At 71.4% G+C, this 25435-nt stretch carries 21 protein-coding genes and 1 riboswitch; of the genes, 7 read left to right on the top strand and 14 right to left on the bottom strand.

The features are described 5' to 3' along the window. Positions 1 to 190 precede the first annotated feature (190 nt). From BKD30_RS08375 to BKD30_RS08335, 8 genes are all read right to left on the bottom strand, one after another. Positions 191 to 403 carry a hypothetical protein gene (locus BKD30_RS08375; protein ID WP_076703935.1) on the bottom strand — a complete coding sequence of 71 codons (213 nt, stop codon included), beginning with the start codon at positions 401 to 403 and terminating at the stop codon, positions 191 to 193. A 191-nt stretch (positions 404 to 594) separates the two neighbouring features. Beyond that, positions 595 to 780 carry a hypothetical protein gene (locus tag BKD30_RS08365; protein ID WP_143588123.1) on the bottom strand — a complete coding sequence of 62 codons (186 nt, stop codon included), beginning with the start codon at positions 778 to 780 and terminating at the stop codon, positions 595 to 597. Between the two features lie 218 nt (positions 781 to 998). Then, positions 999 to 1379, bottom strand: coding sequence for a hypothetical protein (locus BKD30_RS08360; protein WP_076703948.1), 381 nt, complete (start codon positions 1377 to 1379; stop codon positions 999 to 1001). Between the two features lie 77 nt (positions 1380 to 1456). Then, positions 1457 to 4579, bottom strand: a complete 3123-nt coding sequence (locus BKD30_RS08355) for an alpha-mannosidase (protein WP_076703930.1) — start codon at positions 4577 to 4579, stop codon at positions 1457 to 1459. Between the two features lie 54 nt (positions 4580 to 4633). Beyond that, entirely contained in the window at positions 4634 to 5881 is a 1248-nt protein-coding gene (locus BKD30_RS08350; protein WP_083956145.1) for a molybdopterin molybdotransferase MoeA, read from the bottom strand. Between the two features lie 166 nt (positions 5882 to 6047). Continuing rightward, entirely contained in the window at positions 6048 to 7124 is a 1077-nt protein-coding gene (locus BKD30_RS17075) for an NlpC/P60 family protein (RefSeq protein ID WP_076703927.1), read from the bottom strand. A gap of 114 nt (positions 7125 to 7238) precedes the next feature. Further along, positions 7239 to 7982 (bottom strand): C40 family peptidase, encoded by a 744-nt coding sequence (locus BKD30_RS08340; RefSeq protein WP_076703926.1) that lies wholly within the window; start codon positions 7980 to 7982, stop codon positions 7239 to 7241. 36 nt (positions 7983 to 8018) lie between these two features. Continuing rightward, a riboswitch (cyclic di-AMP (ydaO/yuaA leader) is annotated at positions 8019 to 8169 on the bottom strand. Between the two features lie 259 nt (positions 8170 to 8428). Further along, on the bottom strand, positions 8429 to 9121 hold the full coding sequence (locus tag BKD30_RS08335; RefSeq protein ID WP_076703924.1) for a metal-dependent transcriptional regulator: 693 nt from the start codon (positions 9119 to 9121) through the stop codon (positions 8429 to 8431). 364 nt (positions 9122 to 9485) lie between these two features. Between BKD30_RS08335 and serC the strand changes: the two genes are divergently transcribed. After that, on the top strand, positions 9486 to 10607 hold the full coding sequence (serC, locus tag BKD30_RS08330; protein WP_076703923.1) for a phosphoserine transaminase: 1122 nt from the start codon (positions 9486 to 9488) through the stop codon (positions 10605 to 10607). 234 nt (positions 10608 to 10841) lie between these two features. Here serC and BKD30_RS08325 read toward each other — a convergent pair whose 3' ends face one another. Genes BKD30_RS08325 through BKD30_RS08315 form a run of 3 tightly spaced genes read right to left on the bottom strand, consistent with a single transcriptional unit; the run spans position 10842 to position 13334 of the window. Beyond that, positions 10842 to 12095, bottom strand: a complete 1254-nt coding sequence (locus BKD30_RS08325) for an MFS transporter (RefSeq protein ID WP_076703921.1) — start codon at positions 12093 to 12095, stop codon at positions 10842 to 10844. Next, the gene (locus BKD30_RS16500) at positions 12092 to 12958 is read right to left on the bottom strand and encodes a DUF3027 domain-containing protein (protein WP_076703920.1); all 867 of its coding nucleotides are present in this window, start codon (positions 12956 to 12958) and stop codon (positions 12092 to 12094) included. Before BKD30_RS16500 ends, BKD30_RS08325 begins: the two co-directional genes overlap by 4 nt. Next, positions 12951 to 13334: a cold-shock protein gene (locus BKD30_RS08315; protein ID WP_076703918.1), complete on the bottom strand. Its 384-nt coding sequence runs from the start codon at positions 13332 to 13334 to the stop codon at positions 12951 to 12953. Before BKD30_RS08315 ends, BKD30_RS16500 begins: the two co-directional genes overlap by 8 nt. A gap of 269 nt (positions 13335 to 13603) precedes the next feature. On the opposite strand from BKD30_RS08315, the gene BKD30_RS08310 reads away from it, so the two are divergent. From BKD30_RS08310 to BKD30_RS08285, 6 genes are all read left to right on the top strand, one after another. After that, on the top strand, positions 13604 to 13882 hold the full coding sequence (locus BKD30_RS08310; protein WP_076703917.1) for a hypothetical protein: 279 nt from the start codon (positions 13604 to 13606) through the stop codon (positions 13880 to 13882). Continuing rightward, positions 13879 to 16299: a helicase-associated domain-containing protein gene (locus BKD30_RS08305; RefSeq protein ID WP_076703915.1), complete on the top strand. Its 2421-nt coding sequence runs from the start codon at positions 13879 to 13881 to the stop codon at positions 16297 to 16299. Before BKD30_RS08310 ends, BKD30_RS08305 begins: the two co-directional genes overlap by 4 nt. Positions 16300 to 16351: 52 nt before the next feature. After that, positions 16352 to 17998 (top strand): DNA repair helicase XPB, encoded by a 1647-nt coding sequence (locus BKD30_RS08300; RefSeq protein WP_076703913.1) that lies wholly within the window; start codon positions 16352 to 16354, stop codon positions 17996 to 17998. A 73-nt stretch (positions 17999 to 18071) separates the two neighbouring features. After that, the gene (locus BKD30_RS08295; protein WP_076703912.1) at positions 18072 to 18782 is read left to right on the top strand and encodes a response regulator transcription factor; all 711 of its coding nucleotides are present in this window, start codon (positions 18072 to 18074) and stop codon (positions 18780 to 18782) included. Positions 18783 to 18794: 12 nt separating this feature from the next. Beyond that, positions 18795 to 20387, top strand: coding sequence for a sensor histidine kinase (locus BKD30_RS08290; protein ID WP_076703910.1), 1593 nt, complete (start codon positions 18795 to 18797; stop codon positions 20385 to 20387). Positions 20388 to 20630: 243 nt separating this feature from the next. Continuing rightward, positions 20631 to 20924, top strand: a complete 294-nt coding sequence (locus BKD30_RS08285; protein WP_076703909.1) for a WXG100 family type VII secretion target — start codon at positions 20631 to 20633, stop codon at positions 20922 to 20924. Positions 20925 to 21049: 125 nt separating this feature from the next. Here the strand turns inward: BKD30_RS08285 and BKD30_RS08280 are convergent, their stop codons facing one another. The 3 genes from BKD30_RS08280 to groL all read right to left on the bottom strand — a co-directional run bounded on the left by BKD30_RS08280 (position 21050) and on the right by groL (position 25045). Next, positions 21050 to 22063: a ribonuclease HI family protein gene (locus tag BKD30_RS08280; RefSeq protein WP_076703907.1), complete on the bottom strand. Its 1014-nt coding sequence runs from the start codon at positions 22061 to 22063 to the stop codon at positions 21050 to 21052. A 75-nt stretch (positions 22064 to 22138) separates the two neighbouring features. After that, positions 22139 to 23023: a DUF4031 domain-containing protein gene (locus BKD30_RS08275; protein ID WP_076703906.1), complete on the bottom strand. Its 885-nt coding sequence runs from the start codon at positions 23021 to 23023 to the stop codon at positions 22139 to 22141. Between the two features lie 393 nt (positions 23024 to 23416). Beyond that, entirely contained in the window at positions 23417 to 25045 is a 1629-nt protein-coding gene (groL, locus tag BKD30_RS08270) for a chaperonin GroEL (protein WP_076703904.1), read from the bottom strand. Positions 25046 to 25435 lie beyond the last annotated feature (390 nt).

Here is a 25435-nt window from a genome sequence, read left to right as displayed (position 1 = left end):
AAAACCGGCCGGATCGTGTGAGAAGCTTTCACTTACGAGGTGTCCCTCTTGACTGGGTGGATTAGACGTCGCAATCGACATCTTCCCAGCTCAAGGGGGCATTCTCGTTCTCCGCCACGCTCACCCCACCAACCTCACCGGTGGATCAGGGCTCAGGCGCGCCGGAACCGGAATGTTTGGCCGACGATGGTCAGAAGGCGATGATCCCGAACGCGTCGATGACGCTGCCGAAGTCCGGATTGTCGAACTCGATGCTCTGTCCTTGATCAGCGATCGTCAACTCGGTGGATGCGTCATAGCCGTCATCGACTCTCCGAAGCCAGGTCGCGAAGCACGTTGTCCCTCCGTCGTGACGGGACGGATAGACGATCCCGTGCGGCAGCGACCCGTCGTCCAGCACCACGGAATGTACCCATTCAGCGACCAGGCAAGTGATGTCGCGCCGCGGTCCTGCCAACAGCGGCAGGTCGACCTCCGTGACATCGAGCAGACCGAGTGGTTGCGCCAGATGCTTGGCACAGCGGACATGGATTCCAAGGCGGGGATGTCCACATACCAACCTGCACCCGGCACGGTGATCTCGTGGAGCAATTTTTAATCCCTCCAGGAAGCGGGCAGCGTGCCGGGAACCATGTGCGCATGACCCCGCCACTCGTCCTCCACCGCGGCGGTCGCCTCATCCGCCGTCTCGAACTCGTCGAGATACTTGCTCAAATCGAGAGCTCCCGTACCGTCGGGGAACGTCATCTTGTGAGTGGACAGCACCTTCGCGAAGGCCACCACAGGAGTGGAAGACGAATAGACCGTGCGTTTGCCTGGCACGTCCCACCGCCACCAGCGCTTCCACCGGTCGGGATCTGCGGTCGGACGCTCGGTGGCTCGTGGTTGAGGATTCAGGGGTCCGAACTCCCGTGAGGCCACTCGCCAGGTTCTCTGATCGGTGGCCCTCAGGAGGGCAAGTCCCGTCCTCGCGCACAAACGGTCAGCCGCGCCACCGATCATATGTCGTGGGCGTCCGCAAGATATGCCGCTGCTGCTTCGAGGACGGCTCGATCCATCCCCGCGTTCAGCGCCTCGACCGGTGCCGTCTCATCAAGGAGGGGATTCAGCGAGATGAACCACGACCGAGCGATGTGTGCATCCGTACTCTGCGAGAGAGATCTCCAGACGCGGTGCGCCGTCTTCAAACGACGTTCGGACTCGTGGCGGGGGCTGACGCCGTCCGGCTTTGCCCACTTTCCCGGCAGCTTACGATCACGTACTCCGGCCAGCACGGCAACAAGTGTCGGGCCGAGAGCTTCGTTCAGTTCCCGCGCGACCGTGTGAATGTCCATCCGGGACGTTTCGCGGTACGCCTGCCCCACGGAAATCATGCTCATCGACGTCACCTCCCTGGCTCTCACCACCTTTATATACTCCTATAAATGCACCCCGGATACCCCGCTCGATAGCGTTCTCAGGTGCGCCGGAACCGGAACGTGTGCAGCGTGAAGGGATCCGCGACGACGGTAACCGTGGTGCCCTCGACCGTCACGCCGCGACGCGGAGCGACGGGACGTTCGAGCAGGTCGGTCGCCTCCACCGCACGGCAGGGAAAGCCCGGCCTCAGCACACCGGTGGACCGGGCGCCGTGCGCCTCGTGCAGGCGGACGATGACGTCGCCACTGCCGTCCAGCGCGAGTTTGACCGCGTCGACCACCAATCCGTCCCCATCGAGCGCGATCAGCGGCTCGACCGCCCCGCCGTCGCGGACACCGCCGCCGACCGCCCCGCCGTCGCGGACACCGCCGCCGACCGCCCCGCCGTCGCGGACACCGCCGCCGAGCGCCCCGCCGTCGGAGACCGTCCCGGCGCCCGGGCGGACCAGACCCGCCGTGGCCTGACCCAACCGCACCGCCTCGGGGATGCCGGCACCGGGAGCCACGGTCACGGTCATCGACTGCGGTCCCCGGTCCCCGAACGGGTCGGGAAACACGGCGGAGGTGAGCAGCGAGACGCGGGGCACGGTCGTCGTGCCCCCGTCGGGCCGGACCGTGCGGCTGACGTCGTGCCCGTAACTGGAGTCGTTCCCGATCGCGACCCCGTAGCCGGGCTCGCCGACGTGCAGCCAGCGGTGCGCGCAGATCTCGAAGCGGGCCGCGTCCCAGGACGTGTTGGTGTGGGTGGGCCGCTGCACGTGCCCGAACTGGGTCTCGGCGCTGGAGACGTCGGCGCGCAGGTCGAGGTCGAAGCCGAGCTTGAGCAGCTTCTCGTGCTCCTGCCAGTCGATCTCGTGCTCGATCCGCACGAACGGCTCCCCCGCGGCCAGGACGATCCGCTGCCGGATCCGGGAGGCGGAGAATGCGCGTTCGACGACGACCGCCGCCGACGCGGTGCCGTCCGCCTCCACGCTGATCGACTCCACCTCCGTCAGTTCCCGCACCGTGTTGCGGTAGAACCCGTCCAGGTCCCACGCGTCCCACTCGTTCGGGGTGTCCCGGTGCAGGCTGAGCAGGTTCCCGCGTCCGCCCGGGGCGATCGCCTCCCGCCCGGTCGCGGTGTCCCGCAGGGAGACCACCAGTCCGCGGGCGTCGACGACGGCGCGGACCTGTCCGTTGTCCAGCACCGCACCGCCGTCGTGCGCGGTGACGGTCGCCGGGGCCGGCGTCGGCTCGGGCCTGCCCGCCGCGAACGCCGGAATGCCGCGGACCGGGAAGCCGGTCGCGTTGAACCACACCTCCGCTTCCGCGTCACCGCCGAGGGCGGCGAGGGCCGCCGCGATCAACTCCTCGCAGACGCGGGCGACGGCGTCGTGGTTGCGTTCGGCGTCCTGGTGCACCCAGGCGATCGCGCTGCCGGGCAGGATGTCGTGGAACTGCAGCAGCAGCACCATCCGCCACAGCCGGTCCAGGTCCTCGGCCGGGTACGTCACGCCGGTGCGCACGGTCGCCGTCGTGCACCACAGTTCCGCCTCGTACAGCAGCGCCTCGCAGCGCCGGTTCCCCCGCTTGGTGCGGTGCTGCGAAGTGAACGTCGCCCGGTGCTTCTCCAGGTACAGCTCCCCGACCCACACCGGCGGATCCGGGTACTCCGCTTCGGCGCGGGTGAAGAACGACGCCGGGGTCCCGACCTCCAGGGTCGGCGCCCCCTCGAGCGAGCGCCAGCGAGCCGCGGCGGCGAGCATCAGCCGGTTCGGGCCGCCGCCGCCGTCGCCGTACCCGAACGGGACCAGGGAGAGGCTGGCCCGGCCCTTCTCCTTGAAGTTCCGCTCCGCGTGCGTGACTTCGGAGGCCAGCAGCTGCGCGTTGTACATGTCCACGGGCGGGAAGTGGGTGAACAGGCGGGTGCCGTCCAGGCCCTCCCACAGGAACGAGTGGTGCGGGAACGCGTTCGTCTGGTTCCAGGAGATCTTCTGGGTGAGGAACCAGCGCATCCCGGCGGCCGCGACGATCTGCGGCATCGCCGCCGAGTACCCGAAGGAGTCCGGCAGCCAGGCTTCCGTGCATTCGACCCCGAACTCGTCCAGGAAGAACCGGGTGCCCTCGATGAACTGCCGAGCCATCGCCTCCCCGCCGGGCATGGTGGAGTCCGCCTCCACCCACATGCCGCCGACGGGCACGAACCGGCCCTCGGCCACCCGGGCCCGGATCCGCTCGTACAGGTCCGGGTAGGCCTCCTTGATCCAGGCGTACTGCTGCGCGGATGAGGCGACGAACACGAAATCGGGGTCCTCGTCCATCAAGGTCAACGCGTTCGCGAAGGTGCGGGCGCACTTGCGCACGGTCTCCCGGACCGGCCACAGCCACGCCGAGTCGATGTGGGCGTGACCGGTGGCGACCAGGTGGTGCGCCGAGGCCGACGCCGGTCGGGACAGGACGTCGCGGAGCAGCTCCCGGCCCACCGCGGCGGTGCCCGGGATGTCGTCCGGGTCCATCGCGTCCATCATCGCCTCGGTGGCGCGGAGGATCTCGTGCCGGCGGGGCGCGTCGACGGGCAGCTCGGCCATCAGGCCGTTCAACACCCAGCAGTCGCGGTAGAGCTCCTCCACCTCACGGTGCACCCGGGCCAGCGCGATCTCGCCCAGCGCGTACCGCGGGCCCGACGGCGCCGTCGCCGGGTCCCCGAGCGGCGTGGGCTGGAAGGTCCAGCCCTGGGTGAGGTCGGGGTTCCCGGCCGCTTCGATGTAGAGGTCGACGCTGGTGCCGAGCAGGCGACCCGGGATGGTGTTGCTGCGCGGGCTGACGCCGGTGACGACGGTGCCGTCCGGCCGCCAGGCCAGGCCCTCGCACTGGAAGCCGGGGCCGTCGGCGGTGAAACCGAGATCGACGATCAACACGAGCTCCTCGACCGGCTCACCGTCGGGCAGGTCCGCGGTCAGGTGCAGCCACGTCGTCGACCAAGGCACACCCCACGGCGCGCCGGGGCCGCGATCGGTGTACGCGTCGGTCGCGGCGATCGCCTCCGCGGCGGGGACCGGTTCACCCGGCACCTCCCAGCCGGTCACCCGGACCGGCCAACGCCGGCCGTACACGGCCGGTTCGAGACGCTGGCGCAGGAAACGGTAGAGCCGCCGCTCGGTGATCACCCGGTCGTCGTGCACGCTCTCACCCTCCGCGGCCGACGCGGCGAACCCCGCCCGCTACCCGGCCCCCGGTCACCATGGCAGCGTGAGCTCCTCCATGACCTCCCCGGTCTCCCCGCCCTCGCGGGGACAGATCAGCACGCCGTCGGCCTCGGCGAAGCCGCGCAGCATGCCGGCAGCGCGCCAGCGGGTGGGGACGGCGACGCCGTCATCGAGCGTGTAGGGAATCAGCCGGGTCCGCACCCCGGCCGGGACGTCGGCGCCGAGCCGGACGTGGCCCGGGCGCGGCACGGACGCGCCCGCGAGCCCGGCCAGCAGCGGCGCGACGAGGGTGAGCATGCCGGTCATCGCGGCGAGCGGGTGCCCGGGCAGCGCCACGAGCATCCGCCCGTCGGCGAGCCGGGCGAGCAACAGCGGGTGACCGGGCTGGACGGCGACCCCGTCGACGAGCACCTCCGCGCCCGCGGCAGCGAGCGCACCGCGGACCTCGCGTCGGGAGTGCGTACCGGTCCCCCCGGTGGTGATGACGACGTCGCCGGTGGCCTCCCGGATCTGGTGCTCATCCTGGGCGTCGGTGCCCAACTGGGCGAGCAGCTTCCGGTCGTCGAGGCCCACGTGGTGGGTGCCGATGACGGTCCCGCCGAGAGCCGCGACGTAGGCGCCCAGCTGCGGGCCGAACACGTCCCGCACGGTGCCGGGCTCGGGCACGCCGTGGCTCTGCAGGCCGGCCCCGGTGACGACGAGGGTGACCCGCGGGCGACGCAGACAGGCGACCATGTCCAGCCCGCAGGACGCGGCCCAGGCCAGGTGCGCGGGGGTGAGTGCGGTCCCCGCGGTGAGCACCGTCTCGCCGGTCTCGGCCTCCTCGCCCGCGCGGCGCACGTGGTCGCCGGCCCGCGGCTCGTCCTGCTGCGCGTGCGGTGCGCGGTCGAGGTGGCCGTCGTCGTCCACCCGTCCACGGTCCAGCACGAGCACCCCGGCGGTCCCGGCCGGCACGAGGGCGCCCGCACGCACCCGGACGGCCTGCCCATCCTGCAGGGCGAGATCGCGCACCCAGCGCATCCGGTGCAGTGCCGCGTCCTCGGGCGACTGCTCGGGTACCGCCGCGACCTCGAGCACGGTCCAGGGCCCGGAACCCGCCACGGCCCACCCCTCCATGACGGCGGAGTCGAACTGAGGCACCGGCGCGATGGCCTCGACGTCCTCGGCGAGCACCCGCCCGATGGCCCGGTCCACGGGCACGGTCTCGGCCACGAGGGGCTGGACACTCTGGTAAGCCAACTCGTGGGCGCGATGCCAGTTCAGGTCTGCATAGGGCACAGCACCCTCCGTCAGTCGTCGTCACCAATCGGCGACATCGAGGGTCACCGGTCCTGGCTCCGACCCTAGCGCAGGGAGCCGGCCGGACTCACGGCACGGGTCCGGGTCGGCGCCGGAGACGACGACGACCCCCCGCCGAGGGCGGGGGGTCGTCGGGCGAACGCGGTCAGCGGAGCCGGATGTACACCGGCCCGGAGCCGACGTTGACACTGAACTTGACGGTCTGGTTTCCGTTCCAACCGCCGTGCACCGCTTGGCCACCGCCGATGAAGACGCCGATGTGCGGCCGTCCGGCACCGCCGTCGGCATAGTAGACGAGGTCTCCGGGCTGGGCTTGATCGGCCGAGATCCGCGATCCAAGCTTGAAGTAGTCGGCCGGCCAGCCGCGGAAGTTGATGCCCACGGCACGCAGTGAATTGGTCACCAGCATGGTGCAGTCCTGCGTGACGCCGATCTGGCCGAGCGCGGCACTGACGATCGCCGCGCCTCGGCCCGAGGCGGAGGCCGCCGGCTTGGGGGCCGGAGCCGGCGCCGCAGCGGGCTGGACCGGGGCCGGCCGGGGAGCGGCGGCCTGGCGCGCCTGCGCCTGCTGAGCCGCCGCACGCTGGGCCTGCGCCTGCTGGGCCTGCGCCTGCTGAGCCGCCCGCTGCTGGGCCTGCGCCTGCTGGGCCTGCGCCCGCTGAGCCGCCAGCTGCTGGGCCTGCGCCTGCTGGGCCGCCAGCTGCTGGGCCGCCAGCTGCTGGGCCTGCGCCCGCTGAGCCGCCAGCTGCTGGGCCTGCGCCCGCTGAGCCGCCAGCTGCTGGGCCTGCGCCCGCTGAGCCGCCAGCTGCTGGGCCTGCGCCTGCTGAGCCTGCGCCTGCTGAGCCGCGACGCGCTCGGCGCGAAGCTGCTGCTGAACCTGGGCCTGGGTCGGAGCGGTCGGTTTGACTACCGGCTTCGCCTTCGGCGACGGCTTGGCGGCGACCGGGGTGCGAGTGAAGTCCACCTTGGCGGTGACGGGCGCGGTCACCGCGCCGACCTTGCCGGCGGCGACCGCCTGGCTGGTCGGCTGCTGCGCGGCGGCCGACTGCTGAGCGGTCTCCGCCTGGGCGGCGACGCTGGAGACCAGGACCAGGCTCGATGCGGCGGCGACAACAGCGGCCCGACGGCCGACCTTGCCGGACTGCAGCGAGATCGCCTGGGCAAGCACGGCGGCAGCGCGGGGACCCGCCGAGCGGTGCCGGGGAGGGGTGGGAGTGGACATTCGTCTCTCTTTCGAAACGCGCGGATCCGCTCGGGCGTCAGATCGCCCCGCTCACCGCAGCCCCCCGGCGGAACGAACCGCCGGAGGGCTTACCGGAGTGGTTGGACGGGCGGATCAGCCCAGGGTGTAGTACCCGTCGACGGAGATGGCGCTGACCGAGTGCTTCAGGGTGCCCTGAGTCGGGTTCAGCGCACTGATCTCCTGGCCGTTGCCGATGTAGATGCCGACGTGCGAGCCACCGTTCCCCACGACGAGGTCACCGGGGGCCGGTGTGGCGGTCCGGGTCATGGCGGTCCACTGCTCCGTCCGCGGCAGCTTCTTGCCCGCCTGGGCGTAGGCCCACTGCACGAAGCCGGAGCAGTCCCAGCCGGTGGTCGGGCTGGTGCCGCCCCAGACGTACTGGCGTCCGAGGCCGGCGTAGGCGGCGTCGACGATGGCCTGGTTGCCGCCGGTGGCCCGCGGGGCCTTGTCCGGGGCAGCAGCGGGGGCGGCCGTGGCGGCGCCGCTGTAGCTCGCGGTCGGGGTCTTCCCGGTGGCGGCCGGGGCAGCGTTCGTCGTGGCCGCTCCGTTACCACCGGTCAGGCCGAAGTAGCGGTACGCGTCCTGGATGTTCGGACCGGTCCACGTGTAGGTGATGCCGTTCGCGGTCCAGGTTGTGATCCCGGCCGACGTGCTGGTGGTGGTGCTGGACGTCGGTGCGCCGGTCGCACCGGTGTTGACGCTCGCACTGGCGTTGGCCGGTGCGACGGAAGCCATCAGGATGCCGGCGGCGGCCGCCGCAACGGCTCCGGTCCGGACGACGCCGCGGTTCGCGGCGGCGGCTTTCGACGCGTTGGTCAGGTGGGCCCGGGCGGTCATGGAGGCGCGGTGACGGGCAGTCGATGACGACATGGTTCTACCTCTCCCTTTGTCTACGGGGTGAGCTGTCGGGTTCGGGTGGGAGCACCCGGCATCCGCGATCGGATGCTTGACCCCAAGGCCTCGAAGGAGACCGGAATTGGTTCCCCCGTCCCTGCCAGTGAAATGAAGTGAACGGACCGGTTCCGGTGGCAGGGCTCGACAGCCGGGACAGGGTGCCTGCCGCAGATTGGAGCGGGCACGGGTACGACCGTACCGTAGTGAAATCGAAATGTCACGTTCCGATCACAACCGGCCGGTAACTGCACGTGAAGCCCGGGAAAGCGGCTCCTGCAGAAGTCGAGAGTCACCGATCCGTTACCCGCATTGGCGATCCGCAGAACGCCGGCTCCAGGGCGACTCGGCGGTGCTCGGACCCCTGGCGACCGTCGCACCCGGCCCGCGAGTCAGCGGTCGGCGACGAAGATATGGCTCGCCATGTCGTTGGCGAGTTCGAGGGTTCCGTGCTCGTCGTTGCTGATGCGCACATACCGGCCGGCCGCGCTGACCCGGACCCGAGCCCCGGGGCGGATGCCGTACTCGGCCATCTGGGCGAGGAACTCGGGGTCGAACTGCACGGGCTCGGCCAGCCGGGCGATCTGCTCGGTGGTCTCTCCGCCCGACGTCGCGACGCGTGCGGTCAGGGAGGTGACCCCGTCGGTGAAGGCGCCGACGTCGGGACCGCCGATCTCGGTCAGGCCGGGGATCGGGTTGCCGTAGGGGGACTCGGTCGGCTGCTGCAGCAGCCCGAGCAGCCGGCGTTCGACGCGCTCGCTCATGACGTGCTCCCAGCGGCACGCCTCCTCGTGCACGTACGCCCAGTCCAACCCGATGACGTCGTGCAGCAGCCGCTCGGCCAGCCGGTGTTTGCGCATCACCCCGGTCGCCCGGCGCCGCCCGACCGCACTCAGGTCGAGCCGCCGTTCCTCGGTCACGTGCACGAGTCCGTCCCGCTCCATCCGTGCCACGGTCTGCGACACCGTGGGACCGGAATGGCCCAGCCGCTCCGCGATCCGCGCCCGCATGGGCACGATGCCCTCCTCCTCCAGTTCGAGGATGGTGCGCAGGTACATCTCGGTGGTGTCGATGAGATCGGTCACCGTTCCACCTTCCTTCCTGCTCCTCGAGGCGACGTGGGGGCGCCCCGCCATGGTGCGAGTCGGGCGATGAGGCAGGGGCCCAGGAGAACGCTAGCCATTCTAGGCACAGGGGCCCGCGACGCCGCCGGGGTGGCGGTGGGCCCCGGACTCGGGACGCCGGCGCGGAGGTCGGTCAGGATTCCGGGCGACCGTATGACGGTCCCGGCTGGGGCGCCGAGCCGGATCTACGGAACAATGTGCTGAGCACCCGGGTCGGGGGGCGGACCGCAGCTGCGCCGTCGCCCCCGGGCCCGGGCCCCCGATCCCCGACCCGCCCTCGACCGACGCCCGTTGCCGCCCGCCCACCGACGCGAAGTGAGCCACTGTGACTGATCTGACCATTCCCGCCGACCTGCTGCCCGCCGACGGACGGTTCGGCGCCGGCCCGTCCAAGGTCCGGTCCGAGCAACTGGCGGCGATCGCCGCAGCACAGCCGCGCGTCATCGGCACGTCCCACCGCCAGGGTCCGGTCAAGGAGCTCGTGGGACGGGTCCGCGCGGGCCTGGCCGACCTCTTCACCCTGCCGGACGGGTACGAGGTCGTCCTCGGCGTCGGGGGCGCGACCGCCTTCTGGGACGTCGCCGCCTTCGGCCTGGTGCAATCCCGTGCACAGCACCTCAGCTTCGGCGAGTTCAGCGCGAAGTTCGCCGCCGCCACGGACCGGTCCCCGTTCCTGGCGTCCTCCTCCATCATCACCTCCCCGGCGGGGACCCGCCCGGAGCCGGTCGCCGAAGCCGGCGTTGACGTCTACGCGTGGGCGCACAACGAGACCTCCACCGGCGTCGCCGCCCCGGTGCAGCGCGTGGTCGGCGCGGACGCGGGCTCCCTCGTGCTGGTCGACGGCACGTCGGCGGCGGGCGGGCTGGCCGTCGACGTCGCGCAGAGCGACGTGTACTACTTCTCCCCGCAGAAGAACTTCGGCTCCGACGGCGGCCTGTGGTTCGGCCTCTTCTCCCCCGCCGCGCTGGAGCGGGCCGAGCGGATCGCCGCGTCGGACCGCTGGGTGCCGGACTTCTTCTCGCTGCCGACAGCGATCGAGAACTCGCGGAAGAACCAGACCTCCAACACGCCGGCCCTGATGACGCTCGTCAGCATGGACGCCCAGCTGCAGTGGATGCTCGCGAACGGCGGTCTGGCCTGGGCGGCGGAGCGGACGGCGGACTCCGCTTCCCGGCTCTACCGCTGGGCGGAGGCGAGCGACGTCGCCCAGCCCTTCGTGCAGCGGCCGGAGGATCGCTCCACCGTGATCGTCACCATCGACTTCGACGAGTCGGTGGACGCGGCCCGGATCGCCGCCGTGCTGCGAGCCAACGGCGTCGTCGACGTGGAGCCGTACCGCAAGCTCGGACGGAACCAGCTCCGGGTGGCCACCTTCGTCGCCGTCGACCCCGACGACGTCTCGGCGTTGATCCGCAGCATCGACTGGGTGCTCGAGCACCTCGACTGAGCGCGCCAGCGCTCCCCGAGCCCCCACCGACTCCCGCGCAGGCTCCCTCACGCTCCCTCGCACGCGCTCCCTCACGCTCCCTCGCACGCTCCCTTGCACGCTGACTGGTCACTTACCGGGTGTTCTCGCTCCGAATCGGGCGTGAAACGGCCGTCAAGTGACCAGTCGCCGGAATGCCCGAGGGACGGACCGCAGGCCCGAGTGCATGCGCACGCCCGACGGGCTCAGCGAGGCTCAACGGTGAAGGGAGACGCGGAACCGGGACGTGCGGTCGAAGGCGATCCGCAGGTGCTGACTGCGCCAGTACCAGATCAGCCCCACCAGTGCCGCCGCGACCCCGGACGCGGCGGCGGCGGACAGCGCCCACGGTGGACCGAAGCGGTCGGAGATCCAGCCGACGACGGGTGCCCCGACAGGCGTGCCGCCCATGAAGATCGCGAAGTAGAGGGCCATCACCCGACCGCGCATCACCGGCTCGGTGCTGGTCTGCACGTAGGCGTTGGCCGAGGTCATCACCGTCAGGGCCGTCAGCCCGCACAGGATCAGGGCCCCGCCGAACAGTACCGGTGTGGGCGAGAGCGCCGCGAGCACGCAGGTCAGCCCGAACAGGCCACCGGCACCGAAGATGAACCGCAGCCGAGGTCGTTCTCGTCGGGCGGAGGCGAGCGTGCCCGCCACGGACCCGATCGCCATCACGGAGGAGAGCACCCCGAAGCCGTCGGCGTCCAGACCGAACTGGGTTCGGGCCATCGCGGCGATGAAGACGGCGAAGTTCATGCCGAAGGTGCCGATCAGGAAGATCGCGACGAGCACCGCGATGATGTCCGGGCGGCCCCGCACGTAGCGGAATCCCTCCCGGATCAGACCGCGTCCGGCCACCGCCCGGGGCAGCACCCGCAGTTGGTCCGTGCGCAGCACGCGGATAGCCGCGATCATGACGGCGAAACTGAGCGCGTTGAGCAGGAACACCCAGCCGGAGCCGATGACGGCGACGAGGACGCCGGCGACCGCGGGACCGATCATGCGGGCGACGTTGAACGACATGCTGTTCAGCGCCACCGCGTTGGGCACGAATTCGTCGCGGACCAGCTCGGAGACGACCGTCTGCCGGGCCGGGCCGTCGACGGTGGCGACGACCCCGAGAGCGAGAGCGAACGCGTAGACCTGCCACAGCTGGGCCGAGCCGGAGATCACCAGCGCCCCGAGCCCGACGGCGAGCAGTGCCATCGCGGTCTGCGTCGCGACGAGCAGGTGCCGGCGGTTCATCCGGTCCGCGAGCAGACCGGCGACGGGCGCGAGCACCAACTGGGGGCCGAACTGCAAGGCCATCACGACGCCCATGGCCGAGGCGTCCTGGTGTGTCAGCTCGTTGTAGACCAGCCAGTCCTGGGCGGTCCGCTGCATCCAGGTGCCGATGTTCGAGACGAGTGCGCCGACGAACCAGAGCCGATAGTTGAGGAACTGGAACGATCGGAACGTCGACCTCACGCTTCGGTGGCCTCCGCGGCCGCATCGGCGACGGCGTCCTCGGTGTCCGCTTCGGCACGGACGTCCTCGGCCTCGGCGGAGAGGTCCGCGGCAGGCTCGTCGTCCTCCTCGCCCGGCAGTTCCCGGTGGTCGACCTCCGGCCGGGACAGCAGGGTGGCGTCGTCGTCGACGATCTCGGTGCGGTCCACCCCGGCCCCCGGCGTCGCCGCGTCCGGATTCGCTTGGTCCGCGGACCGGTCCCCGGTGTGACCCGGCGCTGTGCTCTCCGGCTGCGGGTGCTCGGCTTCTGGGATGTCCGATGCCGGTTGCTCGGCTTCGCTAGTTCCCGGTGTCGTGTGCTCGGCGTCGGGAGCCGCTGCGGCTTCCTGGTCCTCGGGGCGTAGCCGGTCGGCCCACGGCACCCACGGCGGGGCCAATAAGGCGCCTTCCCCCGGCGTCAGCCCGATCTCGCAGACCGTGACCGTCCGGGACCGGGGCGTCCGGGCGAGCACCGCGAACCAGTTCCAGCCGACGTAGCCGGGCAGGAGGGAGGCGAAGGCGTGGGTCACGAGGCGGTCGCCGTCGATCGTCGTGCCCCGGTGCGCACCGATCTGCTCGTCCCGGGCGATGTCGGCCAGCGCGGCGCGGGCGACGTCCCGCGCCTCCATCAGGACGGCGTCCGGACGGGCACGACGGCGCGAGGCCACCCGGACCGACGCGGCCGCCGGCGTGCCGGTGGCGTCGTCCACGGGCGCGGCGTCAATGAGGTCGTCCACGGGCTCCACGGGAGCGAGCGTGTCGACCGGTTCGGGTGAGGCGACGGCCGCGGCGCCGGTCGGGTCGTCGGCGATGTCCGGCCGCTCCGGTTCGTGCGGCTCAGGCATCGAGGTCGTCAGCGACCTTGCGCAGCAGGGAGGCGACCTTGGTGGCGGACCCCTTCTCGGGATACCGGCCGCGACGCAACCCGTTGGAGACCTGGTCGAGCACCTTGATCAGGTCCTCGATGATCACCGCCATGTCCTCGGCGGACTTGCGCGACGCGCGGACCACCGAGGGCGGTGCGTCCAGGACCCGGACGGAAAGCGCCTGCGCACCCCGCTTGCCATCCGCGATCCCGAACTCCATCCGGGTGCCCGGCTTGACGTCCTTCCGGTCCGCGGGCAGCGCCGACGCGTGCAGGAACACCTCCTGGCCGTCGTCCGTGGCCAAGAACCCGAAACCGCGGTCCGCGTCGAACCACTTCACCTTGCCGAACGGCACGTCTACCTCACTCCTTCGGCGCACGTCCCCCGCACACCCGATCGTCGACGCCGGTACGCGTCACACGCGCACCGGCGGTAGCGGCCGCGCGTCCGGGATGGCGGACCCGAAGCCCGCTGCTGGCTGCGGGAGCCCCCGCAGCCCGTCCACCGACGGCGGCCCGCCGGATAAAGTCTGTGCTTCTACAGTAGCCGCTGTGACCGCCGGCACCGTAGCCGGCCACTGATAGCGTTACCGGCATGTCCTCGCGTTCTTCTGCACGCCGGACGATGCCGAGCACGGCCACCACCCCGGCACCGCCCCGGCCGGCGCGTCACGCCGTCGCAATCAGCGCGGCCGTCGTCGCTCTCGTCTCCGTCGCGGCCCTGCTCACCCTCCTCTTCACGACGATGGCGGGTGCCCAACCCTGGGCCGGCCTCACCTGGATCACGATGATCGGACTACCGATTGCCTTCCTGCTCGGGGTCGCCCTGGTGGTCGACGCCGTCGCCGGTCGCCGCAGCACCGCCGCGCGCGGCAGCACCGCCGGGAGGCGCGACCGGCCGTGAACGAGGTCACCGACCTCGCCGCCGACCTCGCGGCCTCCCCGGACCCCGAGTTGGTCCGGCTGCTCGAAGCCCGTCCCGATCTGCTCGCCGGAGCCACTGACGTTGCTGCGCTAGCGGCGCGAGCCCTGTCCCGCCTGTCCCTGCAACGCGCTGTCGAAGCGCTGGACCGGCCGCATCTGGGCGTGCTCGAGGCCGTCGTCGTCCTCTCCGACCTGCACGATGGCGCTCCGGTCGCCCTCGACGTCCTGGCCGACGCCCTGCCCGGAGTACCCGCCGATGCCTTGGCGGTCCTGATCACCGATCTGGGTGCCCTCCGGTTGCTGAGCCGGGTCGACAGCCATGCCGATGACGGCGGCGTCGGTGCGCTCCGGCCGGCCGGCACCCTCGTCGACGCGCTCGGCCACCATCCCGCCGGCCTCGGTCGCAGGACCGCCCGGCTCGCGGCCGTCTCGGCCACCGCGGCCGCTGCGCTGCAGCGCGTCCCGGCGAACCGCCGGGACGGGGCTCCGGGCTCCGTGGCCCGGGCCCGCGCGCTGCTGACCGCCGCACCGCCGGGCACCGCCGAGCTGCTCGACCGGTTCCGGACCACCCCGATCGCCGAACTGCGACATGCTCGGCCCGCCCTCGACTCCGCTGACGAGTCCGACGGTGAAGTGACGGACCCGGTCGCCTGGTTGCTGCACCACGGCGTCCTCCTGCCGATCGACGGCGAGCACGTGGAACTGCCCCGGGAGGCCGGCCTCGCCGCGCGGGGCGGTGCCGTCCATCCGCACCTGCCCCTCGACCCCCCGCGCATCGACGGCCCCCGGGTCCCTGCCGCGGTGCGCGACAATGCCGCGCTGGCGGCGGTCACCGCGTGTCTGCGCCTGATCACCGTGCTGCACGAGGAGACCGCCCGCCGCCCGCTGGCCACCCTGCGGGCCGGCGGGGTCGGCGTGCGCGAACTGCGGCGGGTCGCGCGCAGCCTGGGGGTCGACGAGCCCGCCGCGGGGGTGCTGGTCGAGTTGGCCGCCGTCATCGGTCTGCTCGTCCCCGACGAGGCGCGCCCCGAGCACCGCGCCGTCGAGGCTCACCCCTGGCTGGAGGCCGCCCGCGCAGAGCAGTGGACCCGGCTCGCGGCGGCCTGGCGGGCCTCCCGGCGGGTGCCCGCGCTCGCCGGCAGCACGCGCCCGGACGGGACCACCGTCGCGCCGCTGTCCGCCGAAGCGGGACGGCCGGACGCGAGCGCGGTCCGCGAGCGCCTGCTCGCCACCCTCGCCGACGTGTCCGCGGCCGAGCCGGGGATCGCGCTCACCGAGGACGTCGTCCGCGAACGGGTGACCTGGCGGTGGCCGCGGTCCGCCGCCCGGCTGGTGCCCCTGGTGCCGGCCGTCCTGGCCGAAGCACGGATCCTCGGCCTGACCGGGGCGGCTGCCCTGACCGACGCCGGGGAGCGGATCGCCGTCGGGGACGACGCCGGCGCCACGGCGCGGCTCGAGGCGGTCCTGCCCGCGCCGGTGGAGACCGTGCTGCTGCAGGCGGATCTCACTGCCGTCGCCCCGGGTCCGCTCAGCCGTGATGCGGTGCGGCTGCTGGCGGGCATGGCAGACCGGGAGGGCAACGGTCCCGCCGAGCAGTACCGGTTCTCGGCTGCGTCCGTCCAGCGGGCGCTCGACGCCGGGCACGACGCCGCGACGCTGCTGTCGGATCTGGCTCGGCTCAGCCCCGGCCCGCTCCCCCAGCCTCTGGTGTACCTGGTGGAGGACACGGCCGCGCGCAGCGGCCGGGTCCGGCTCGGCACGGCGTCCGGATACGTGAGCGTCACCGACCCGGCGGACCTGGACGCGCTGCTCTCCCTCGCCGACGGTCCCGTCGCCGATCGCCTGCAGCTGCGCCGGCTCGCACCGACCGTCGCCGTCAGTGCCCTGCCTCCGGAGGCGCTGCGCGCCGAGCTGGACCGGGCCGGCGTCCGCTCCACCCGCGACGACGCGCAGCGGCCGCTCGGGGCGCAGCGCCTGACGGCGGAGGCGGCCGCGACGCCCGACGTCGAGGCGCGGGCCGCGCTCCAGCCAGTCCGGGGAACAGATCCGCGAACCGGCCCGGACGCGGGGACGGACTCGGACCCGGACCCTGGGACGGATCCGGGGGCGCGGGCCGTCGCGGCGGTCGCCGCGCTGCGCCGGCGGGCCGCGGATCCGGCCCGGGCGGCCCGGCCGGATCCGGAGACGGCGACCCTGCTGGACCTGCACCTGATCCGCACCGCGAGTCGTGCCGGTCGGCCGCTGACCATCGTCACCGTCGACGCCGGGGGGAATCAGCGCCGCGACGTCCTGGTTCCCCTCTCGGTCACCGGTGGCCGGCTGCGCGCGTTCGACCCGCACCGGGACGCCGAACGAGTGATCAGCCTGCCCCGCATCGTCGAGGTGCTGCCCGCGTGAGGCGCCCCGCATCCGCCAGACCCGTCCCGTCGTCGACCCCGAGGTACCGCCCGTGAGCACCGGCCCCCTGATCGTCCAGAGCGACAAGACCATCCTGCTGGAGGTGGACCACGACCAGGCCGACGAGGCCCGGCACGCCATCGCGCCATTCGCCGAGCTGGAGCGGGCGCCCGAGCACATGCACACCTACCGGCTCACCCCGATCGGCCTGTGGAACGCCCGGTCCGCCGGTCTGGACGCCGAGCAGGTCCTCGACACGCTGCTGCGTTTCTCCCGCTTCCCGGTCCCGCACGCCCTGCTCGTCGACATCGAGGACACCATGTCGCGGTACGGCCGCGTCGTGCTGGAGCAGGACGAGCTGCACGGGCTGGTGCTGCGCAGCGACGACTACCCGGTGCTCGAGGAGATCCTGCACGCCCCGAAGATCGAACCGCTGCTCGGGCCCCGGATCGACGGCGAGACGGTGGTCGTCCACTCGTCCGGACGCGGGGCGCTGAAGCAGGCACTGCTGCGGCTGGGCTGGCCCGCGGAGGACCGGGCCGGTTACGTGGACGGCACGCCGCACCTGATCGGGCTCGACCAGGCGAACTGGTCCCTGCGCCCGTACCAGCAGCAGGCGATCGAGAACTTCTGGGCGGGCGGCTCCGGCGTCGTCGTGCTGCCCTGCGGCGCCGGCAAGACCCTCGTCGGCGCCGGCGCGATGGCGGTCGGCTGCACCACCACCCTGATCCTGGTCACCAACACCGTCTCCGCCCGGCAGTGGCGCGCGGAACTGCTGCGCCGCACCACGCTGACCGAGGATGAGATCGGCGAGTACTCCGGCGCCGTCAAGCAGGTCCGACCCGTCACCATCGCCACCTACCAGGTGTTGACCACCCGGCGTGGGGGCCTCTACCCGAACCTCGAACTGGTCGACGGCAACGACTGGGGCCTGATCATCTACGACGAGGTGCACCTGCTGCCGGCCCCCATGTTCAAGCTGACCGCCGATCTGCAGGCTCGGCGCCGGCTCGGCCTGACCGCCACCCTGGTGCGCGAGGACGGGCGCGAGGGCGAGGTGTTCTCCCTGATCGGGCCGAAGCGGTACGACGCCCCGTGGAAGGACATCGAGGCGCAGGGCTACATCGCTCCGGCGGAGTGCATCGAGGTCCGCGTCGACCTGCCGCGCGACGAGCGGATGGCGTACGCGATGGCCGACGACGCCGACAAGTACCGGCTGTGCGCGACCAGCGAGACCAAGCTCGGGGTGGTCGAGGCGCTGGCCGAGCGCCACCGCGGCGAGCAGACCCTCGTCATCGGCCAGTACCTGGATCAACTGAACGAACTGGGTGATCGGCTCGGGGCGCCCGTCATCACCGGCTCGACGTCGGTCGCGGCCCGGCAGCGGCTGTTCGACGCGTTCCGCGCCGGGGAACAACAGACGCTCGTCGTCTCCAAGGTGGCCAACTTCTCCCTCGACCTGCCGGACGCGACCGTGGCCATCCAGGTCTCCGGGTCGTTCGGCTCCCGGCAGGAGGAAGCCCAGCGGCTGGGCCGGCTGCTTCGCCCCAAGCCTGACGGGCGTGCCGCGCACTTCTACACGGTCGTCGCTCGGGACACCACCGACCAGGAGTACGCCGCCCGCCGACAGCGTTTCCTCGCCGAACAGGGTTACGCGTACTCCATCCTCGACGCGGACGACCTGCCCGCCGACCGTTGAATCCCGCCATGCCTCCAGGCGTCTCGCGAGTGGCATCCAGCTCATTCCCAGAGAAAACGGAGAAGATCGTGTCGTGAAAAGCGCCCAGCCCGAAGCCAAGCTGCTCGTCGTCGACGACGAGCCCAATATTCGCGAACTGCTGTCCACGTCGCTGCGGTTCGCCGGATTCGACGTCGTCGCCGCCGGCAACGGGCGGGACGCGCTGACCGCCGCCGAGACCCACGGTCCGGATCTGGTGGTCCTCGACGTGATGCTGCCCGACATGGACGGCTTCACCGTCACCCGGAAGCTGCGCGCCTCCGGTCGGCACTGCCCCGTGCTCTTCCTGACCGCCCGGGACGACACGGAGGACAAGGTCACCGGACTGACCGTCGGTGGGGACGACTACGTCACCAAGCCGTTCAGCCTGGACGAGGTGGTCGCCCGCATCCGCGCCGTGCTGCGCCGCACCCAGCCGCTGCTCGACGACGAGGCGATCATCCGCGTCGACGACTTGGAACTGGACGACGACGCCCACGAGGTGCGCCGCGGTGGGGAGGTCATCGAGCTCTCCCCCACCGAGTTCAAGTTGCTGCGCTACCTGATGCTCAATCCCAACCGGGTGCTGTCCAAGGCGCAGATCCTCGACCACGTGTGGGAGTACGACTTCAACGGCGACGCGTCGATCGTCGAGTCCTACATCTCCTACCTGCGCCGCAAGATCGACCGCAACCCGGACGTGCCCGCCCTGATCCAGACCAAGCGAGGCGTCGGGTACCTGTTGCGCACCGCCGACCGGCGGTAGGACGGCCGCTCGGTGCTGAACCGGTGGAAGAACGCGTCGCTGCGCAGCCAGCTCGTGGCGATGACGTCCCTGCTGATCGCCGTCGTCATCGCCCTGCTCGGCACGTTGACGGTCACCACCCTGAAGAACGTGCTCGTCCAGCGGGCGGACTCCGACCTGGTGAACTATGTGCAGCCGATGTCGGTGTACCTCTACCAGGTGAATCAGGGCACCGCTGATCCCTCGTTCAACCAGTTGGTGTTCAGCCGGTTCTACGGGGTGCTGATGGACGCCAACGGCAATCCCACCGCACAGACGTCGAGGACATCAGCCACCGCCGATGTGCCACGGATCCCGCGCATGACCATCGACCAGGTACGGCAGACCGGCGGCGGGTTCAACGTGGCAGGGTCCACCAATGGCAGCGCAGGGTGGCGGGTGATGGTCCGGGCGCTGCAGGCAGGTGATGGCTCCGTCGCTATCGCCACCCCGCTGACTCAAGTCAACGATGTGGTGGAGTCGGCGGCGTGGCTGATCCTGCTGCTCGGGATCGCCCTCGTCACCCTCTCCTCCGCGGTGGCGTACCTGGCAGTGACGCGCGCGTTCCGGCCGCTGGTCAAGGTCGAGCGGACGGCCGCCGCGATCGCCGCCGGGGACCTCTCCCGCCGGCTCGACCCGGCCGGCCCGCAGACCGAGATGGGGCGCCTCAGCCGGTCCCTGAACGCGATGCTGGCGCACATCGAGACCGCTTTCGCCGCACAGAAGGCCTCCGAGGTCAAGATGCGCCGGTTCGTCTCGGACGCCTCCCACGAACTGCGCACCCCCTTGGTGACCATCCGGGGCTTCTCGGAGTTCTACCGGCACGGTGGCCTGCGTACCGAGGAGGAGGTCGGCACCGCGATGAGCCGGATCGAGAGCGAGGCGACCCGGATGAGCGAACTGGTCGAGGATCTGCTGGTGCTGGCCCGGATCGACGACGCCCGGCCCACCCGGGCACGACCGTTCGACCTGCACCTGCTCGGCAACGACGCCGCCGTCGACGCGCGGGTGAACGCTCCAGACCGACGCGTCACGGTGATCGGGCTCAATGGCGGCAGACCGCAGCCGGCGCCGGTGCTCGGTGACGAGAGCAGATTGCGCCAGGTGGTGGGCAACCTGATGACCAACGCCCTGCGGTACACACCGGAGGGCTCGGCCATCGACATCGCCGTCGGCACCGCCGAGACCGTCGGCGGGGCACGGGACTCCGTGATCGAGATCCGCGACCATGGTCCGGGCATCTCCGACGCCGACGCCGCCCGCGTCTTCGAGCGCTTCTTCCGGGCCGACACATCCCGCGCCCGGGAGACCGGTGGCACCGGGCTCGGCCTGGCCATCGTCGCGGCGATCGTGGCCCAGCACGACGGGTCGGTGCGCCTCTCCGAGACGCCCGACGGGGGTGCGACGTTCAGCGTGCGGCTCCCGTTCTCCGACCACGAGGTGCCCGAGGACGAGGGCCCGCAGGCTCCGTCCGCCGGGCAGGACGTCGGCCGCGGCGGCGATCACGGTGGCCGCCCGGCCGGCAGCACCGCGGTCACGACCACGGGCCGGTTGCGGCGAGCGCTGCGGGGGCGCGGGGGCCGCTGAACCCTTCGAGGTACACCGCACCCGGTGACCTCGCCGCTTTCCCCCGAGTGGTCGTGGTTTTTCACCCGCTGTTCGTCAGAAACCGGCGAGCTCGGCACTGGTGGACACGCCGCAGTCTCCCTCCCCAGGTCGCCGGTCGCCTCCCGTTGTCCACATCCGTTGGCGCGCGGGCCAGCACGGATCTCGGTCGCTCCTATGTTCGGATCATCCCCGCAACACAGCACAGGAGAGGACGGGATCACGATGGCAGTGTTCACGGTCGACAGCGCCGCCCTGCAGGCCAAAAGCACGGCGGTACGCGGGACGATCGAGCGGATCCGCGCCGAGGTTGCCACCATGCACGCGGGCCTTCAGGCCCTCGAGGGCTCGTGGACCGGGCAGGCCGCTGCCCTGTTCCAGACGGTCGTGGCGGACTGGCGAACCACCGAGGCAACGGTCGAGGCGTCGCTGGAGTCGATCACGGCGGCGCTGAACGCGGCGGCCGTCGGCTACGAGGAGGCCGAAGCCCGCAACGCGGCGCTGTTCCTCGGCAGGTGACGGCGGCTCGCGTCCGGGCGGCGGGTGACCGGTGCGACGGGTCGCGTTTCGGCGACCGGTGGGTGCCAGCGGGTCGCGTTCGGGCGACGGTTGACCGAGGGGTGCTGGCCCGGTGCCGGGCGGCCCTAGGTCGAGGGCGTTCCCTGGTGGAACCGGAGACGCCACTGCTGCCCGTCCCGTACCCACCAGGAACTGCGGACCGCCGACTCGCCGTCGCGAGTGCTCCGCCACAGGAGCAGGATCGTGGACGGGTCGATACGGTCGAGCTGCAGCTGCTCGAACTGCACCAGCCCACTGTCGGCGTTGCTGACCAGGTCGATCATCGAGTCCCGGTCCCAGACCCGGCCGGAGGCGCCCACCTCGGTGAAATCCGGGTGCAACAGGGCCGCGAGCCGGGCGACGTCGGAGCGAACCCGCGGGTCGAGCAGTTCCTGCTCGTACTGGACGACCAGTTCCTCATCCTCCAGCTGCGCGATGTCGGTGTCGTCGGCGAGGACCGAGAACAGATCCGCTTCCAACTCGTCGGTCGAGGCGGAGAACCGGCCGGTCGCTTCGGGGCGCGGCGACGCGTCGGCGCGCGGGGCCGGCCCGACGCCCGGGACGCCGGCGGGCACGACGTCGCGCACGGCAGTCACCGTATCGGCGGGGCCGGCCGGAACGGTTCCGGCGGCAACGGGCGCACGGAAGCCCGGACCGGTGTCGACGGGCAGGGATCGCGCGTACGCCGTGGCGGCGGCGCGAGCACGCTCGTCGGCGGCCTCGTTGAGGTCATGACCGGCGTGGCCCTTGACCCAGTCGAACGCGATGTCACGGCCCACCATCGCAGCGTCGATCCGCTTGAGCAGGTCGACGTTCTGGACCGGCTTGCCATCGGCCTTGCGCCAGCCGCGGCGCTTCCATCCCGGCGTCCACTTCGTCACGCAGTTGATCACGTACTGCGAGTCGCACAGGATCTGCAGCCGCTCGGGTACGCCCGACGTCGACTCCAGCAGATCCAGCACGGCCATGAGCTCGCCCATGTTGTTCGTCCCGTGCGGCCACCCGCCCGCAGCCCAGCAGTCCTCGTCCACATACCAGGACCAGCCCGCCGGACCCGGATTACCGAGGGCAGACCCGTCGGCGGCAGCAATGATCGTCATGGTCTCCATCCTGACAGAGCACACCGACAGGTCCGCGACACGATGCGAGCCGGGTGGTGAAACCGCGGCCGCCGATCAACCGCGCAGCTCAGCGCTCAGGTTCCGTCGGGCGGCGTCGGCCCACCGTGAGGCACCGGTGCGGGTGCGGAACAGTGGGTCGAGAGCGAGCAACTGCTCGACGACGGCGCGGCGGCCGGCGGCGAACGTGGCGTCGTCCAGGTGGGCGTATTCGGCCCGCACGTCGGCCAGGTAGCGGCGGTAGCCCACGGGGTCGCGGCCGAGGACCGCCAGATCCGCGTCACACAACACCCGGCCCGCGGCGTCGTCCACGGCCGGGTCGTGTCCGGCGGTCACCCGAATCAGGCGGCCCACCTCGGCGATCTCTCCGACGACGAGTCCCGCCCTTGCCAGCTCCCGCTCGGCCAGACCTGCGGACTGCTCCTCGTCCTCACCGGCGACCCCGCGGTACATGGCGTCGTGGAACCACGCGGCGAGCCACACGGCTCGCGGCTGGGGCCCGAACTCCTCCCCGCCGTACTCCAGCGCTCCGAGGGCGTTCAGGCATCCGACCAAGTGCCGGGTGTCGTGGTAACGCCGATGCGGTTCGCTCCACCGGGCCAGCAGCCCGGCTCCCAGCTGCGTGTTGCCCGGCAGCAGAACGTTCCAGCGATGGGTGAGGACGAGGTTCAGGCGGCGAGGCCGGTCGACGGCTCGGATCCGCAGTCCGCTGGCGATCAACCGCCGAGTCAGTTCCTTGGCCTCGACCGGCACAACGCCGAGCGCGACGGCGCGGTCATGCAGCCGCGCCGGGACGTCGTAATGGTCGCCGTCGAAGGCGCGCTCGCTGAGCCCCAGCCGACGGGCGACGGCGTGCAACTCGGTCAAATCGGTGTCCGAGACCAGATGGGAGAACTCTGTGCCGTGGGCCGGCCAGCGAGGCGGATCGATCAACACGGTCACCGGTCGAGTCTAGGGGGCCGTCGTGGACCCAGAACGCCGCCGGGCACGGGGGCCCGAACAACAAGCCCACTGTCCGGGCCAGAACGCCAGAGCCCGGACAGGCTTCGCACGGGGGCCCGAACAACAAGCCCACTGTCCGGGCCAGAGCGCCAGAGCCCGAACTACAGGGGCACTATCCGGGCTAGCGTGCGAGCGTAGCCGAGGTCGATCATGGGCCGGCACCACGAACACGTGATGCGGTCGGAAGATTGCCGAACGCGACGGAGCCCCTGAACCACGTGGGTCCAGGGGCTCCGTTCAGCTTGTCCGATCAGACACTGCGCCGCTGCTGACGCCGCGCCGATCAGACCCTGCGCAACTGCGCCGCTCGCGAGGCCTGGTGACGCGGTCGGCTCAGAAGCCGCCCATCCCACCCATCTCGTCGGCACCGGGGCCGGCCGGGGCGGCCTTCTCCGGCTTGTCGGCGACGACGGCCTCCGTGGTGAGGAACAGGCCCGCGATGGACGCGGCATTCTGCAGCGCGGAGCGGGTCACCTTGACCGGGTCGTTGACGCCGGCGGCCAGCAGGTCCTCGTACTCGCCGGTCGCGGCGTTCAGGCCGTGACCGGAGGGCAGGGTGGAGACCTTGGCGGCCACGACACCGGGCTCTTCACCGGCGTTGAAGGCGATCTGCTTCAACGGCGCGGAGATGGCGACCTTGACGATGTTGGCGCCGGTCGCTTCGTCACCCTCGAGGGAGAGGTTGGCGAAAGCCTTCTCGCCGGCCTGGATGAGGGCGACCCCACCACCGGCGACGATGCCCTCCTCGACGGCGGCCTTCGCGTTGCGCACGGCGTCCTCGATGCGGTGCTTGCGCTCCTTCAGCTCCACCTCGGTGGCGGCACCGGCCTTGATCACCGCAACACCGCCGGCGAGCTTCGCCAGGCGCTCCTGCAGCTTCTCGCGGTCGTAGTCCGAGTCCGAGTTCTCGATCTCGGCGCGGATCTGCTTGACCCGGCCCGCGATCGCCTCGGCGTCACCGGCACCCTCGACGATGGTGGTCTCGTCCTTGGTGACGACGACCTTGCGGGCACGGCCCAGCAGGTCGACCGTCGCGTTCTCCAGCTTCAGGCCCACCTCCTCGGCGATGACCTGACCACCGGTGAGGGTGGCGATGTCGGCCAGCTGCGCCTTGCGGCGATCGCCGAAGCCCGGCGCCTTGACGGCGACGGACTTGAAGGTGCCGCGGATCTTGTTGACCACCAGGGTCGCCAGGGCCTCGCCCTCGACGTCCTCGGCGATGATCAGCAGCGGCTTGCCGGACTGCATGACCTTCTCCAGCAGGGACACGAGGTCCTTCACGTTGGAGATCTTGGAGTTGACGATGAGGATGTAGGGATCCTCGAGGACGGCCTCCTGGCGGTCCGCGTCGGTGACGAAGTAGCCGGAGATGTAGCCCTTGTCGAAGCGCATCCCCTCGGTGAGCTCGAGCTCGAGGCCGAAGGTGTTGGACTCCTCGACGGTGATGACGCCTTCCTTGCCCACCTTGTCGAGGGCCTCGGAGATCAGCTCACCGATCTGGGTGTCACCGGCGGAGATGGACGCGGTGGCCGCGATCTGCTCCTTCGTCTCCACCTCCTTGGCGGTGGCCAGCAACTCGGCGGTGACCGCGTCGACGGCCTTCTCGATGCCGCGCTTGAGACTCAGCGGGTCGGCGCCGGCCGCGACGTTGCGCAGGCCCTCCTTGACCAGCGCCTGCGCGAGCACGGTGGCCGTGGTGGTGCCGTCACCGGCGACGTCGTCGGTCTTCTTGGCGACCTCCTTGACGAGCTCCGCGCCGATCTTCTCGTAGGGATCCTCGAGCTCGATCTCCTTGGCGATGGACACACCGTCGTTGGTGATCGTGGGAGCGCCCCACTTCTTCTCCAGCACGACGTTGCGACCGCGCGGGCCGAGGGTGACCTTGACCGCGTCGGCGAGGGTGTTCAGGCCCCGCTCGAGACCGCGGCGGGCCTCTTCGTCAAAACTGATGATCTTTGCCATCTGGCTGTCGTCCCTCCCGGACAGTGTTCACTGTCGAGTCGTTGATGAACGTGGCTGCCCCGATGCCCGCGACGGACGATCTCGCGAGCCGGCACCATCTTCAGTGCGACCCGCCCGATCTCACCGTGGGCAGCCTTTCCCCGACCCACGACGACCCCGCCCCAGTGAACTTGAGACTGGCAGTCGACGTGACCGAGTGCTAACACCATCATTAGCACTCGGCATGGTCGAGTGCAAGCGCGGGGGCGGCAGCGTCCCGAGGTTCCGCCAACGGCGGCGAGCCGCGACGCGGTTGATCATCTCGGAAGCAGTTGATCATCCCGGAGGCGACGGCGGCGCCCGGCGAGGACGGCGCCCGGCGACGACGGCGCCCGGCGAGGACGGAGGCGA

This window comes from Tersicoccus phoenicis (genome assembly GCF_001968835.1).
Lineage (GTDB): Bacteria > Actinomycetota > Actinomycetes > Actinomycetales > Micrococcaceae > Tersicoccus > Tersicoccus phoenicis.
The sequence above is the reverse complement of the archived record's forward strand: the minus strand, read 5'-3'. Positions and strand labels throughout refer to the sequence as shown.